14 protein-coding genes are annotated in these 15,179 nt (G+C 59.3%); 10 read left to right on the top strand and 4 right to left on the bottom strand.

Annotated features, from left to right (window positions below; genetic code table 11):
- Positions 1–105 precede the first annotated feature (105 nt).
- From DL88_RS06135 to DL88_RS06120, 4 genes are all read left to right on the top strand, one after another.
- Positions 106–2,109, top strand: coding sequence for a TonB-dependent receptor plug domain-containing protein (locus DL88_RS06135; RefSeq protein ID WP_051955656.1), 2,004 nt, complete (start codon positions 106–108; stop codon positions 2,107–2,109).
- A 27-nt stretch (positions 2,110–2,136) separates the two neighbouring features.
- A complete protein-coding gene (locus DL88_RS06130; RefSeq protein WP_034993449.1) occupies positions 2,137–2,718 on the top strand; it encodes a DUF7676 family protein in 582 nt (193 codons plus the stop codon).
- Positions 2,719–2,818: 100 nt separating this feature from the next.
- Positions 2,819–3,373: a hypothetical protein gene (locus tag DL88_RS06125; protein WP_051955654.1), complete on the top strand. Its 555-nt coding sequence runs from the start codon at positions 2,819–2,821 to the stop codon at positions 3,371–3,373.
- Between the two features lie 129 nt (positions 3,374–3,502).
- Positions 3,503–3,847 (top strand): VanZ family protein, encoded by a 345-nt coding sequence (locus DL88_RS06120; RefSeq protein ID WP_034993447.1) that lies wholly within the window; start codon positions 3,503–3,505, stop codon positions 3,845–3,847.
- A 12-nt stretch (positions 3,848–3,859) separates the two neighbouring features.
- Here DL88_RS06120 and DL88_RS06115 read toward each other — a convergent pair whose 3' ends face one another.
- Entirely contained in the window at positions 3,860–5,254 is a 1,395-nt protein-coding gene (locus DL88_RS06115) for a DUF1254 domain-containing protein (protein ID WP_034993444.1), read from the bottom strand.
- 432 nt (positions 5,255–5,686) lie between these two features.
- Positions 5,687–7,531, bottom strand: coding sequence for an ABC-F family ATP-binding cassette domain-containing protein (locus DL88_RS06110; RefSeq protein ID WP_034993442.1), 1,845 nt, complete (start codon positions 7,529–7,531; stop codon positions 5,687–5,689).
- 296 nt (positions 7,532–7,827) lie between these two features.
- Here DL88_RS06110 and DL88_RS06105 point away from each other — a divergent pair, with 296 nt between their 5' ends.
- Complete coding sequence (locus tag DL88_RS06105; protein ID WP_034993439.1) at positions 7,828–8,562, top strand: NUDIX hydrolase; 735 nt, start codon at positions 7,828–7,830, stop codon at positions 8,560–8,562.
- A gap of 2 nt (positions 8,563–8,564) precedes the next feature.
- Here the strand turns inward: DL88_RS06105 and DL88_RS06100 are convergent, their stop codons facing one another.
- Together DL88_RS06100 and DL88_RS06095 are read right to left on the bottom strand one after the other, a co-directional pair.
- Positions 8,565–8,906 carry a hypothetical protein gene (locus DL88_RS06100; RefSeq protein WP_034993437.1) on the bottom strand — a complete coding sequence of 114 codons (342 nt, stop codon included), beginning with the start codon at positions 8,904–8,906 and terminating at the stop codon, positions 8,565–8,567.
- Positions 8,907–9,054: 148 nt separating this feature from the next.
- A complete protein-coding gene (locus DL88_RS06095; protein WP_051955653.1) occupies positions 9,055–9,537 on the bottom strand; it encodes a hypothetical protein in 483 nt (160 codons plus the stop codon).
- Between the two features lie 282 nt (positions 9,538–9,819).
- On the opposite strand from DL88_RS06095, the gene hisD reads away from it, so the two are divergent.
- The 5 genes from hisD to DL88_RS06070 all read left to right on the top strand — a co-directional run bounded on the left by hisD (position 9,820) and on the right by DL88_RS06070 (position 15,076).
- Positions 9,820–11,154: a histidinol dehydrogenase gene (hisD, locus tag DL88_RS06090; protein WP_051955652.1), complete on the top strand. Its 1,335-nt coding sequence runs from the start codon at positions 9,820–9,822 to the stop codon at positions 11,152–11,154.
- Entirely contained in the window at positions 11,151–11,639 is a 489-nt protein-coding gene (locus DL88_RS06085) for a UPF0262 family protein (protein ID WP_034993435.1), read from the top strand. Before hisD ends, DL88_RS06085 begins: the two co-directional genes overlap by 4 nt.
- Positions 11,640–11,771: 132 nt before the next feature.
- A complete protein-coding gene (locus DL88_RS06080) occupies positions 11,772–12,194 on the top strand; it encodes an arsenate-mycothiol transferase ArsC (protein ID WP_156970971.1) in 423 nt (140 codons plus the stop codon).
- A gap of 660 nt (positions 12,195–12,854) precedes the next feature.
- A complete protein-coding gene (locus DL88_RS06075) occupies positions 12,855–14,321 on the top strand; it encodes an SGNH/GDSL hydrolase family protein (RefSeq protein WP_034993431.1) in 1,467 nt (488 codons plus the stop codon).
- Positions 14,318–15,076 carry an SGNH/GDSL hydrolase family protein gene (locus DL88_RS06070; protein ID WP_034993428.1) on the top strand — a complete coding sequence of 253 codons (759 nt, stop codon included), beginning with the start codon at positions 14,318–14,320 and terminating at the stop codon, positions 15,074–15,076. Before DL88_RS06075 ends, DL88_RS06070 begins: the two co-directional genes overlap by 4 nt.
- Positions 15,077–15,179: the final 103 nt, after the last annotated feature.

Genomic DNA, 15,179 nt, shown 5'->3' with positions numbered 1-15,179 from the left:
GGGCGGGGTGCACCGAGGCGGTCGTCTTCCTGCTTGTTCGTTCGCAGGCATGAGAATCACGACCTTTCGCAGTGACGGCCCACGTTTGCTGCGAGCTTTTTCCGCGTGCCTGCTTTTCCGTTCTTCAACCGTTCTGCGTTTTCGCACCTCCTTCCCCTCACCTGCTTTCTCCCCGCACTCATCACGCCTGGCGAGGCCGAGGAAGCTCTGCCTGAACTGACCGTCACGGCCGACCGTACTCTCGAACCCGTTAGCCGGACCGCCTCTTCGATCACAATCATTCCCGCCGAGGAAATCGAAAAACGCGGCTCGTTCGGTCTACCCAATGTCCTGCAGGGCGTGCCGGGCCTTGATCTTTACGAAACCGGCGGCCCCGGTACGACGACATCCGTCTTTCTGCGCGGCTCCACTCCGGGGCAAACATTGGTCATGATCGACGGTGTGCGCATCGGTGATCCCTCATCGACGGACGGCTCGGTCGATCTCGGCGGCCTCGTCGTCACCGATTTCGACCGCATTGAAGTCCTGCGCGGCCCACAATCTGCGCTTTATGGCTCTTCCGCCATGGGCGGCGTCATCAATATCATCACCCGCAAAGGCACAGGCGCGCCGCACGCAAGCATGCTCATGGAAGGCGGCAGCTATGCGACCGGACATACACGCGCCTCGCTCTCCGGTAGCACCGGCAATCTGTCCTATGCTTTTGCCGTCGATGCGCTCTATACAGGGGCCTTCCCCCGTTACGGCTACAGGATTACGCGGCCAGTCACGATCGGCGATGGCGTCACCCCACTGCCGCCGCTCCCCTCGGAGGATCCGACGCGTAAGGGCGGTTTTCATGGTCGGATCGCCTATGATCTCACGCAGGATGCCTCGATCGAGGCGGCCATTATCGGCACCTCAAGTTCGATACGATTCGACAATCCCTATGCCTATAACCCAGCCGATGTCTTCAATCCGCTCAATCACCAACGCGAGAATTTCCTGCAAGGTTTCGTTCAGGGCAAAGCCGATCTGTTCGATCACCGCCTGCATAACCGGCTGACTTTTTTCGGCAATGTCACCGACCGTTCGATTTGGCAGCGTCAATCCTGCTACGACGCAAATTACAATGCGTTCGATTGTGAGCGCGGCTATCACGGCGCCCGGCTTGGTGCCGAATATCAGGGCGATCTCGAACTCGGCCCCTTCGGGCTTGCGACCTTCGGCCTGCGTACAGAGACCGAATATGCCAGCACCTCACAGGCTCCCGCGCCCTTCGGAACATTCGAGCCAATCTCTGCAAGCCAGTCCACACATTCCGGCTTCGCGCAGCACCAGTTGACGCTGTTCGACCGGTTCGATCTGACCTATAGCGGCCGTGTGGACGCGATCGATTACGGCCCGACCTTCACCACCTGGCGTGTGACCGGAGCCTATCGCACCGCGGAGACCGGCACGAAACTGCGCGCGGCAGGTGGCACTGGTGCCCGTTATGGTTCGCTCTATCAACGGTTCAGCGATTATGGCAATCCCTCCCTCGCCCCCGAATATAGTATCGGATATGATGCCGGTTTCGAACAAAGTCTTGCCGGAGGGCGCGCCTCGATCGCCGCCAATTATTACGAAAACCACTATCGCAATCTGATCACTTTCGATAGTTCCGCGAGCTGCACGTCCGTTCAGGTCTTCGGCTGCTACAATAATATCGGACGAGCCGAGACAAAGGGTGTTGAGGTCGCGGCCGAGGCCGTTCTTGTCCCTGGAATTCTGCGGGCGCAGGCGAGTTACACTTTTCTCGTCGCGACAAATCTCGACACCGATCAACCGGTCCCACGCCGCCCGCGCAACAAGGGCATGCTATCGTTGACCTATAACGGCATAGCCGATTTCGAATTCGAGGCGCGCGGCTATTTCGTCGGCGAAAACCCCGACTACGATTACACGGCAGGACAAAACGTCATGCTGCATCCCTATGCGCGGATTGATCTCTATGCTCATTATCGCATGAATGAGAACCTTACCTGGTTCGGACGCATACAGAACGTCAATGATGCCCGTTACGAAGAAGTCTTCAATTACGGAACTGCCGGGCGATCCATCTACGGTGGCCTGAAAGTGACATGGTGATCCGATGACACAACGGGAGAACCAACCATGACGATAGACACGAGCGTAGAGACCGTGCCGCAAAGGAGAGTTAGCTCGGATGGCGTGGAGATGGATATTTTCCCACTCCCCACTGATTGCGCGAGCCTCGATACACTCCTGCGTGATCTCTTTACCCATCACTGGCAGGAGATCATCTTCGGCCCGATCATTCAGGGAGCGGCCTTCGAAATCCACGCCGAGCAACCGCCGACCTCGATCAGCCTCTTCGACGGCTATCTCACCGTCGCCTTCGGCCATACGCATTTTCACATCTGTATCGGCGACAACAAAGGCTCGCGCAGCCAGCCGACCGGTCCAGAACTCGCACGCCACAGGCGCACCAGCCGGGCCGAACTCTATCGCCGTATCAATGGTGGCTGCGTTCCCATGTCCTGGGGGATCCAGTTCTTCAACGGCGCCGACGAACAGCAATTGACCATATTGCTCCCGAACCCGTTCCTCGACCCACAAACCGAAAAAGTCGTCGCGCGGCCGGATTGGTCGCGCCTCGCCCTTTGGGACAGCCTGCGCGCCCGCTGGCTTGGCCTCACCCGGCCGGACCCGACCGACCGGAGCATGGCGCGATGATTCCCACCCTCTGTGGGAAAGACGTCCTCTTCCGCATTTAGCCGGCAAACCTTGACGGATGAGTGTTTTTTCTCAAACTGAACCCAACCAGGAGAAACGCATGCCGAATACACTTGCCCTGAGCCAAAGTGCCACGGGAAAACGCATGGGCTGGAGCCTCTTTCTTGTCGCGCTGAGCCTCGTCTTCAGTCTCGCCCTCGCCTGTGCTGTCCCGCTGGCAGCTTTCGCCGCCATTGCCGCCGCGACATTGAGCCGGCGCGAGGCATTGTACACCGCCTTCTCCGTCTGGCTCGCCAACCAGATCGTCGGTTTCACCTGCCTGCATTACCCTATCGATGCGACGACCTTCGCCTGGGGCGCGGTGCTTGGTGTCATCACCATCGCCTGCTGCGAGACTGCCGGTGCACTATGTCGTCACCTGCCAGGCGCCATGGGGCTGGCCGCGGCCTTTCTCGCGAGCTTTTTCGTCTATGAAGGCACGCTGCTCATCATCGACATCGCTCTCGGTCTCGGCACAGCGGCCTTCACCGTAGTCATCGTTACCCGCATTTTCCTGATCAATTTCTGCGCCTTCGGCAGTCTCGTCGCTCTGCGGTTCCTCGGCGCCGTAACCACCCACAAGCCGCAAAAAGCAATTGCGGACAATCACGCCTGACTATGCAACGAGGAGAAGATGATCCATCTTCTCCTCCCCTGTTCAACTTCATAGGCATCGACCGTGCTTCACCCCGTTCCTTCAAATGATGAGAAACTGGCCGCCTATTGGTACCGACGGGCGTCTTACATGCTCATCTCGCTAGCCACCTGCTCCTGGATCCTGTTGACAATCCTCTCCGTGGTCCCCGCACGGCATCGTCCACATATCGGCGTCTCTGGCAATATCGAGCACATCATCGCCTATGTGCTTGCCGCGCTGGTTACGAAGCTTGCCTTTTCCCGCCTCTCGAGCCTCAAACAGATCGTCGCCTTTTCCAGCGCCTCCGCCTTCTTCGAATTCTGTCAAATCTGGATCCCGGGCCGTTCCCCCGGCATTGACAATTGGGCGGCAAGTACATTCGGCGCGGCGATCGGTATTCTTCTCGCGCAGGCTTTCCTTGCACGGGTGCATATACCTTCCAATCCACGATGAGATTGGCTCTCTTCACTCCACATGATTCACGGGCGGCGGTGACCAGGAGCCGTTGAGCGCTTCGAGCTTTGGCCAATAAAGCCGGAGATTCATGCTGAAAGAGCCGCTCGCGGGTGCCGGTAGCCAGTTCGTTTCCTTCTCAGCTCCCGGCGATTCCCTCTGGATATAGAGATCCAATGACCCATCAGGGTTGAAATGGAGCGGGTCTCGATCACCAATAGCGTAACGGTTGATGGGATTTTCCGCGAAGAGCTGATGGTCGTTATACATGGTCAACGACCAGAAAGCGCGAACCGGCGGAATCCGGTCCTTGTCGAAGTGAATCCGATAATGCCTGTCACTGCTGAAGGGTTGGCCATCGGCATCCGCGAGAGCGGTTGGATAGATTGCATCCTCGATGACATTGGCGCCGAGCCCGGCATAGGCGACACCGGCCCGATGCAAATAATCGGTTCCATAGGTGCCGATCGCTGTGAGATTGGTCCGCCAGCCATTGGTGAGGACGCCCGAGCTTTTCCATCCCGCCTTGATGAGTGCGAGCGCCGCTGCCGGAGCCGCCTTCAGAGCTTCCCGCACATTATCCGGCGCGTCACTCAGCGCGAAGCTTTTGCCCGGCACGAAACCAATCCGCCGCATTCTGTCGAGAATTGGATGATCATTGTCATGCGGCGGATTGGTCTTCATCAGCTCCGCGAAAAGACTGAAATAGGCCGCCGCATCCAACTTGTCGACCTGATCGGGTGGCGCACTCATGTCCTGATTGCGGTTCACGACGCCCTTCGGCGGCGTGTAGGCTTTGCCATAGGCGCTCAATGGAACGGCCTTCAGACCATCCTGAAACTTGTGGACGGCGGCATAATCCGAGGTGCCATTGGTCTGCGTCCGACCGATCAGGAGCCCTGTTCCCGTCGGGCTTTTATATTCCCGGATCCCTGCCGGTAAACTTCCCCGCCAGGCCGGTCCAGTAATGGCGAAGGTCTGCGCCTCTGTGCCAGTCGTTCTTTCCCCAGGCGACGTGAAAATGTCGCTCCAGGCATCAAGCCACGGCAACAGGAAATAGCGTCCACCGGAATCAGGAACAATGATTACCAGAGGGTCTTTGGAAACATCATAGGTCAATGCACTGTAAAGCGTATCCGCATTCGGACGCACCACATCGGTGAACGAAGCGTTGGGGAAACTTCGCGCATGGGCGAATTGATTGACGGGCGCCCGCATGCCGACAGGTTCGGCAACATTGGTGCCGACCTGTTTCGTCACATGCATCAACACCATGGGATAAGCGTAAATATAGGCGTCACGCGCAATTTCGCGGGCATCTTCGGCTGAGAGGACCTCTTGTGCGGAAAGAGTCGGGATATTCAGAAGCATCCCGGCGCATACCAGCGCAAACAAGCTGTTTTTCATTGGCTCTCCTCATCCGGGCGAACGAATCCTGCCGGAACAGAATTCTCACTTGAAGCCGCAACATTTTAATGAATAAGAATGGCTTGGAACCGGTGCGCGATTATATGGCCGCCCTGACGGCGCAGCGAATTCTCTTGGAACAGAATTTCTTCAGGTAATTTACCGAGGAACAGTTCTTGTGAGAACGGCTCCAGTGCATGACTGGAATCTTCAGAAATACAGAAATTTTCAAGCACAACCATACGGAAACATACATATGAGCCCGCCGAGGTGAGCCCCAGTCGTCACCCGTTTCCATACGTCTTCATGGATCATACACAGACCACAAAATATCAAAATACCACAAAAGGACAGACAGAAAAATAATCCCGAGGACCGGAGCCGCAGGCCCGAATCCTATCCAATATCATAGCAATTCGCGGCGCCGGAACATCAGCCGCCGATTTCCTCGCGCAGAATCTCAAGTTCGAGCCATTCTTCCTCCGCGGAGGAAAGCGCGGCATCGGCCTTGGCGAAGGCCTCGCTCGCCTTGGCGAATTTTTCCGGCTCGCGCTGGTAGAGATCCTGATCGTCAAGCATTTTCTGCAGCTTGTCCTTGACCGAGCGCAGTTCCTCGATCTTCTTGGGCAGGGTTTCGAGCGCGTGTTTCTCCTTGAAGCTCAGGCGCCGTTTGCCGGCTTTTTCATTCGCCGAGGCCGGGCGCTCCGTTTCCGCCTTGACGCCTTTATCCCCACCCTTATCTCCCGCCTTGCCGGCGGATTTCGCCGCATTCTGACGCTGCTCGACACCGAAGCCGCGTTGAGCCAGCATATCCGTATAACCGCCCGCATATTCGATCCAGCGGCCCTGACCCTCCGCCATCAGCACCGATGTCGTCACACGGTCGAGAAAATCGCGATCATGGCTGACAAGCAGAATTGTGCCCTGATAATCGTTGAGCATCTCCTGCAAGAGATCGAGCGTTTCCAGATCGAGATCATTGGTCGGCTCGTCGAGCACAAGCAGGTTCGAGGGTTGTGAGAGCGCCCGCGCCAGCATCAGCCGCCCGCGCTCGCCGCCGGACAATTGACCGATGGGCGTGCGCGCCTGTTCCGGTCCGAACAGGAAATCCTTCATGTAGCCGATGACATGTTTGCGCTCGCCATTGACTTCAACAAAATCGCTGCCGCCACCGGTGAGCGCATCCTTGAGCGACACCTGCGGATCAAGGCTTGAGCGGCTTTGATCCAGCGTCGCCATCTGCAGGCTCGCGCCGAGCCTGACCGTACCGCTGTCGGGGGCGAGCGCGCCGGTCAAAAGCTTCACAAGAGTGGTCTTGCCCGCGCCATTGCCGCCGACAATGCCGAGCCTGTCGCCTCGCAGCACCCGCAAAGAGAGATTTTTCACAATATCGCGATCGCCATAGGCCTTGGAGATCGCATCCGCCTCGATGACCAGCTTACCGGAGACCTTGCCCTCGGTCGCAACGAGCTGGACCTCACCCGAGCGCGACTGCCGCTGGCGCCTCTCGCTACGCATGGTGTTGAGCGCGGCAAGACGCCGCTGGTTGCGCTTGCGCCTTGCCGTGACGCCATAACGCAGCCAGTCTTCCTCGGCCGCGATCTTGCGGTCCATCTTGTGCTGTTGCTGTTCTTCTTCCTCCAGCACCTGATCGCGCCAGGCCTCGAATCCGGCAAAACCCTGATTCAGGCTGCGCGTGCGGCCGCGGTCGAGCCAGACGGTCTGACGGGAAAGATTTTGCAGGAAGCGCCGGTCATGGCTGATGAGCACCAGCGCCGAGCGCAGGCCCTTCAACTCGCCTTCCAGCCATTCAATCGTCGGCAGGTCGAGATGGTTGGTCGGCTCGTCGAGGAGCAGAATATCGGGCTCCGGCGCGAGCACGCGGGCAAGCGCCACACGCCGCGCCTCGCCGCCGGAAAGGGTACGCGGATCTTCCTCGCCGGTAAGGCCGAGATCGTTCAACAGCGCGCGGGCGCGATAGGGATCATCGAGCGGCCCCAATCCTTCCTCGACATAGGCGAGCGCCGTCGCGAAACCGGTAAAATCAGGTTCCTGCGGCAAATAGCGGATCGTCGCATCCGGCTGCATGAAGCGCGTGCCGCCATCCTGCTCGATGAGACCGGCGGCGATTTTCAACAGCGTCGATTTGCCGGATCCGTTGCGACCGACAAGGCAGACACGGGCCCCCGCCGAAACCGAGAGCTCGGCCGATTCCAGCAAAGGCTTGCCGCCAAGCGTCAGCATGATGTTTTGCAAAAGCAGAAGAGGAGGCGCCATTATCGTTTAAGCTCGTTTCAGCCGATGTGCCCGCGCGTTCGAAACCCCTGGGGATCGCGACTGTGGCCTGGTCCCGCAGTCTCGCCGGAGGTGACGGACGGGGCGTTTATAAAATTGAGAGTATTTTCAAGGACCTTGAAGCAGGAAAGGAGTCGATCCGGAAAATGCCCCGACAATGGTCCGGGCGCAGCCGTGCCAGGAAAGACCAAAGCAAGACCGAAGTGCCTGTTTTTGACGGTAAACCCCCTCCCCTGTCAACGACAGCCCATCTCTTAAGCCCCGCTCAAAGGATTCCCATGGTTTCTTCATTGCCCCCGGCCGCCATCGAAACGGTCGACGACATTTCCTATACGCATGTCGAAGAAAACTGGGATTTCGCCCATAAGGAGGCCGAGCGCATCGACCGGCACTGGGCAAAGCTGACGGCGGAAAACCCACATCTTTTTAATGGCCGCGTCCTGCTCATGCAGGATTACGCCTTGGGGCGCGACGATAGCCACCGGCTCCTTTCCGGCCATGGTTTCGAGGTCGATTACAAGGCTTTTCAAGCGTGGCGTGATTTCGGCTTCCCCGGCGCGCCGGTCTATAATTGCTTCGCCATGGCGGCGCTGGTTTCCGCCGACGGCGCTTTCATGCTCGGCCAGATGAACAGCCATACCGCAAGCGCCGGCCGAATTTATTTTCCGGCCGGCACGCCGGATCCCAGCGATCTCATGGACGGCATGATTGATCTCGAAGGCAGCGTGCGGCGCGAACTCGAGGAAGAAACCGGCCTGACGCCAAGCGACGTCATGATCGAGCCCGGCTGGACGCTGGTTTTCGATCTGCCGCGGCTCGCCTGTATGAAACGGGTGAGAAGCCCGCTGACGGCCAAAGCCTTGCAGGAACGCTTCGCCGATTTTGCCGCCACGGAAAGCCTGCCGGAACTAAGCGCTCTCGTTCCGGTCTTCTCTCCCAACGATTTCGATGAAGAGCGGATGCCGCAATTCATGCTGACCTATATCCGCCACGCCCTGAAGGGGATGAGATAAGATCAGACGTGATAGCCGTGCTTGGCCTGCGAAGAGCGGATCAACGCCATGGCCTCGCCATCGCGACCCGCCGCGCAAGCAGCTCCCGCCTTGGCCAATTCGGTCTGAATCTGGTCGAAGACTTTCTGCTCGACATTGCCGGTCGTGACATCCGCCTTCAGGACATTCTGATAACGGTCAAAAGCCTTTGTGCAGGAGGCATCCGGTGGCAAATCAGGACGTTGCGGCACGGAGGGAGCAGCAGCCGCAGCCACTTGCGGCGCATTGGCCGCCGTCGTCTGGTTGCAGGCCGCAAGCGAGACGGCCAGCAAAAGGCTGGTTGCGACGGAACCCACGCCGCCCATGGTTGCTTCCCACTTTCCCGAAAAAATCACCGCTTCCCCCTTTCCATGAAGGCTTGCTACCGCCACGCGCTATTGCAAAACATTCGAGACGATTTCGATGGCTCACGGTCACGCAACGACTCGTTTTCCATCGAAAAGAGATTTGATTCTAGTTTGCATCAAGCCGGTCCAACAAGATACGCCTTGCGTCATCGTCCAGGTTGAGCGCCTCGAGCCATTCTTCGAACAGCAATTGCCGATCGTTCAGCCAGAACTCGTTTTCACCACTGGCCCGTTCGACCGCTGGCCCATCCTCCCGATGCAACAGTCCGTGCCTCAGCCAAAATTTGGAACCATCCGAATATTCGATCGCCGGACCGCCCTCGCGATGGCGCTGGCCGTTCTGATACCATTCGAGATCGCCATCGGGGTCGATCACGGCCGGCCCATCGATCCGATGCAATTCCCCGTCGCGGAACCACTCCTTGAGTCCGCTGGCATCCTCGACCGCCGGTCCATCCAGGCGATGCCGCTTGCCTTCGAAGAACCATTCCGTGCTGCCGTCCGGCGATTCGATGGCTGGTCCATCCTCCCGGTGCAATTGTCCATTCTTCAGATAGCGACGGGTCCCATCGGCTTCGGTTTCGATCATCCAGACCTCACAAAGTTATGGCGAAAGAGAGACACCATCAAAGCACGGAAGGAAGGGCAGACGGAGAGGACTGAAACATGATAGGAGGGCGCGACGCAAGGCGGACCATGCGCCGGCTTGGCGCTGCTTGCCGCCGCGCTCAGGGGCGATTAACTCTCTTCCAAGGCTCCGCCGTTGCCCATCCTCCCGTCAGGCCCGGTTTCGCGGCTTAGCCAGACATAGCCCCTAAAAGACCAACGCATCGCAAAGACCAACTGACTGCCCCTCTGGAGAAAAGAAATTATGCCGCTCCGGCTCGATACGCGTAAATCCGATTTCAGCCCCTCCTTCGAGGCCCTTCTGGCCATGAAACGCGAGGCCGCTGCGGATGTCGATCACGCGGTCGAGACGATTATCGCCGATGTGCGGGCGCGAGGTGATGCGGCGCTTGCCGATTATTCGCTCAAATTCGACCGCGTCGCCTTCGGCGCGCAGGGCCCACGCATCGCGGCCCAGGACATTGAAGCCGCGCTTTCCCAATGTTCCGCCGATGTCCTCGCCGCTCTCGAACTCGCTCATAAACGCATCGTCGATTTTCACGAACGCCAGAAGCCACGCGATGAGGATTTCACCGATTCCCTCGGTGTCGAACTCGGCTGGCGCTGGCGGCCGGTCGAGGCTGCCGGTCTTTATGTGCCGGGTGGCACCGCCTCTTATCCTTCCTCGGTGCTCATGAATGCGGTGCCCGCCAAGGTGGCGGGCGTGCCGCGCCTCGTCATGGTGGTACCGACACCGGACGGTTCGCTCAATCCGCTCGTCCTCGCCGCGGCGCATCTTGCCGGCGTCGATGAAATCTATCGCATCGGCGGCGCCCAGGCAGTGGCGGCTTTGGCCTATGGCACGCAGAGCATCGCGCCAGTGGCGAAGATCGTCGGTCCCGGCAACGCCTATGTCGCCGCCGCCAAGCGCCGCGTCTTCGGCGCGGTAGGCATCGACATGATCGCTGGCCCCTCGGAAGTGCTGATCATTGCCGACAAGACCGCCAATCCCGAATGGATCGCCGCCGACCTGCTCGCCCAGGCCGAGCATGATTCCGCCGCGCAATCGATCCTGATGACCGATGATCCGGCCCTTGCCGATGAGGTCGAAGCGGCCGTCGCCCGCCAGCTCGCGATCCTCCCACGCGCCAATATCGCCTCGGCGAGCTGGCAGAATTTCGGCGCCATCCTTCTTCTCGAAAAACTCGAGGATTCAGTGGCGCTCGCCGACCGGCTGGCACCGGAACATCTCGAAATCATGTGCACGCAGCCGGATGCCCTTGGTGACAAGATCCGCAATGCCGGGGCGATCTTCCTCGGTGCCCATACGCCGGAGGCCATCGGCGATTATGTGGGCGGCTCCAACCATGTGCTGCCAACCGCCCGGTCCGCCCGCTTTTCCTCAGGTCTGGGCGTTCTCGATTTCATGAAACGCACCTCGATCCTGAAATGCACGCCGGCGAGCCTCGAAAGCCTCGGCCCCGCCGCCGTCGCCCTTGGCGAGGCCGAAGGTCTTTCCGCCCATGCCCGATCCGTTGCGATCCGTCTTGCGCGCGATACCGCCGCGCAGGCACCTGCCGACACAACAAGGCCATCATGAACACAAGCGATAAATCAGCGCGTGATCGGCTCGTTTCGGTGACGCTCGACGAAACCTCTATCGGGCCCGGCACGCCCGATCAGGAACACGAACGCCAGGTCGCCATTTATGACCTTCTGGACGAAAATCTGTTCGCGCTACCGGGACGCGACGATGGCCCATATCATCTGCGCATCGCCCTGCACGACGCCAAGCTGGCGCTCGATATCACCGATGAGCGCGGTGCGCAGGTCGCTACGCATATCCTTTCGCTGACGCCCTTCCGTGGGCTCCTGCGGGATTATTTTCTCGTCTGCGAAAGTTATTATCAGGCCATACGCACCGCCAATCCGGCACAGATCGAGGCGATCGACATGGGCCGGCGCGGCCTGCACAACGAGGCCGCCACCCTGCTCATGGAGCGGCTCTCGGGCAAGATCACCTGCGATCTCGACACGGCGCGGCGTCTCTTCACGCTGGTCACGGCGCTGCATTGGAAAGGCTGACGTTCCACCACAGAAACAGGGCACGGCTCAGGCACGGACTGTCACAACCCGCAAGCCAGCCGGCACGCACCGCGGGACGTCAATGGGGATTCGATTGAGGACGTGAGCACGATTAGGCGCCTTCCCCATTCCATTCTGTTTGCGTGCAGTCAGAACGCGGTGCGGTCACCAATGGCGGAGGCCCTCGGCAAGCATTATTTTGGTAAACGCGTCTATTTCGCCTCGGCGGGCACAAGGCGCGGTGAGAAAGATGCCTTCGCCATAGCAGTCATGGACGAACTCGGCATCGACATGAGCAAGCACAAGCCGCATACATTCGAGGATCTGGAAGATTCCAATTTCGACCTGATCGTGACGCTCTCGCCGGAAGCGCATCACAAGGCGCTGGAATTCACCCGTCACTTCGCCGTGGATGTCGTCTATTGGCCGACGATCGACCCGACCGCAACGGAAGGCTCGCGCGATCATATTCTCGATGCCTATAGGCAGGTGCGCGACGGGCTCCTCAAAAGGATCGAGGACCTTCTCGATTACCGTCCCATGGGCAGCGTGTAGGATTGTTTGGTTGCACAGCTCCCTGAACGGATGGAATGGATCGCGAGTGAAGGTTTTTGTCTGTATGCGCGTCGCTCGGAATCGTTGAGCATGATTCCTTGAGACTTGGCATGCCGTGACTTGGCTCTCGTGACTTGGCTCCCCGCAATTGCCGCTCGGAGGACCTCATAAATCCCGACAAATCAGGATCAATGATAGTTGTTTTTACTCCGCATACGCCAAGCCTGCGTAACCTCATCATAGAATGAGTCAAGCGTGCCGGCGACGGATGGAACGCGTGTGCCGGTTTCGTCTACGAAGTCTGACAAGGAAAAAGGGCGGCGGACGCGCTTGCCGGCGGCTTCCGCCGGTTCCCTGCGCAGCCTTCATTGGCGGCGAGCTTTCCCAGCATGGCTGTGATGGCTGGGCCTGACACTTCTTCGATATAGCCGGCGCAATCGCCACTGATCTCTCGCGCAAGCCGCCGGTGCCCGAGGAGAGCAAGGCAGCGCCGCCGGCATGGGCTTCGAGCGCGGTGCGGCCAAACGGTTCACGCGAGGTTGAGGCGGTACAAGCTTGTCCTTCACATTGACGAACAATCGCCATAGTCATTAATTCTCATGGTGCGTCCTGTAAAAATGGGGATACCGTTTTTTCACTGGGGAAGAGAGTGAAGCCCGCATGAATAGACCGACACGGCGCACAGCGCTGCTGGGAGGGGCGTCAAGCGCGATTCTCGCCGGCGCACCTGTGGCAAACCTTCTGGCTCAAGAGACGAAACCGCTGCCGCGGCTGCCTCTCCAGCCGGGTGCGAAAGTGGTCGGTTTCGGCCATAGTTTCATTCAGTTCGGCGCGAATGCAATTATGCCGGGCATGATGGGTGAGGAAAGGAACGCGCGGGGCGTGCTGAACCAGGTCGCGATGCTCGACCAACGTTTCAACCTCGATATTTTCGCGACGCCGGATAATCCGGGGTTCACCGGCACCAATGCGCTCAGTGGCGCGCATCAAGGCATCGGCGGCGGACATCTGATGTCGACGCCCCATGCGCTCGGAACGCTCGAGCGCACCCCTTATGTCCTCGCCCGATACCCGCAGATCATCTATCTCGACATTGGCACAAATGACATCACGTCAGGGGTCGGCGGCTCCTATGGCACGAACAGGAACGCCGCCGCGGTCATTGCCGCCCTAGACACACAGATCAACCGGTTGACGGAAGCCGGGGTTTTCGTGGTCATACAGACCGTGGCCTTCCGCTTCGATTGGCCACAAACAGATACAGCCTCACCCAAATCCCGCTTCATCATCCTGAACCAGGTGAATGACTGGATCAAAGCGCAGGCCGGTCGTCCTGGGATACAGGTTTGCGACACGACGGCGATCGATGGCACGCAAACAGCCGATCGGGAGCTTTTTGGCCCGGATGGCATTCATCCTGCCCCCATTCTCGCGCGCAAGCGTGCCGAGACACTGCTGCCCATTCTGCGCGCGATGGTCAGTCCTTATCCTTCCTCCCATCCTTCGACGATCGACAATCGTTTTCCTCATGCGGGTTTTCCCGGTGCGAACGACATAACAGGCGACGATGGCCGCATTACTGGCAAAGTTGCCAATGGCCTGCGGATCGCCATGCATACAGGTGCCTCCACAGCCGTGGCGACGAAACAGCCAAGCGATAGGGGAGGAGAATGGCAGGTCCTGACCGTGACGGCGGAAAATGATGGAACGCCCCTTCACGAGATCCGTCTGACCATGCGCGATCTTACGCTGAACCAGCTGGGCGTGGTTGATGGTGATTGGCTCGAATGCCATCTTCCTTTCGAGCTCGATGGCTGGGCTGGCTGGCGGACGGCAGACCCGAGGGGACAGGGGACCCTTTCTTTCAATAACGAGCTCTTTGCCGGCTCGACCCTGGCCTATGCCAGCAACGATAAATCGGGTTTCACCGACACAAAAGGCACCCAGGGCGTGCTTTCGACGAAGCTCATGATCAAGCCGGGCCTCGCAATCTCCAGTCTGCGCTACAGCATACGACCGATCCAGATCCGCTTCCTCAGCACGGCGCCTGGCCATGGCACGATCAAGATCGGCGCCCCTATCCTCCGCAAGATCGCCGATCCGCGCAAAGTCTGGATGTTGTCATGAGAATAGCCGGAATCCTGCCACCCCTCGCAATCGGGACAATAGCAGGTGTGCTAGCATTCTACGCCAGCTGGTATCTGCCAGCCTTGCGCTGGGACGGGGTCGCTTCCGTCTCGCGGACCCCGTTTCTGCCCGATATCATGAGAACAATCTCCCTGCGGCCCGGCGCCCATCTCATTTGTGAGGGTGACAGCCTGACCTATGGTTCCCGCCGTCTCGGCGAGGGACTGCCGCCGATCAACGGGGCCCGCTCGCAGAGGGTGGAAACGCCCTACCCCGAGACGCTCGCCCGCCTGCTTGGCCATGACATCGAAGCGGAGAACCGGGGCTATCCAGGCGACAGAGCGCAGGATGGCCTGCGGCGATGGGCGGACAAGCCCTCAGGCGATGTGGTTTTGTTGATGTATGGCACTAATGACGCCAATCCAAGGGGCTGGCGGACAGCCATACCCCTCGCTGATTATCAGGCCGTCTTGTCCAGCATCATCCGCCGCCATCAGCAAGCAGGCGCAATTGTCATCGTCCTCAGCCCCCCGGCAGCGGGCATCGCGGCGGCGGAAGCAGCAATCGAGCCTTATCGCTCCATAGCGCGCCGCGCTGCTGAACAGAGCGGCGCTCTTTTCATCGATACACGGCGCCTGATGGCAGATGTTGCAGCACCAATCCAGCTCGATGGCCTGCATCTTCGAGCACCGGCCACGCAGGCCATCGCCGAGGGCCTCGCACCCTTGTTTTCCGTCAGCGAGACGACACAATAACAGCATACCGATATCACCCCGCTGTTCATGAAAAGTTTCGCAGGTTTTAAGCACCATCCAACAAAATAGGCTGCAGAATTGTCTCGCACGTCAAGTGAAGGAA

Origin of the sequence: Beijerinckia mobilis (assembly GCF_000745425.1) — a bacterium.
GTDB classification, from domain to species: domain Bacteria; phylum Pseudomonadota; class Alphaproteobacteria; order Rhizobiales; family Beijerinckiaceae; genus Beijerinckia; species Beijerinckia mobilis.
This window is presented reverse-complemented; position numbering and strand designations above follow the sequence as displayed.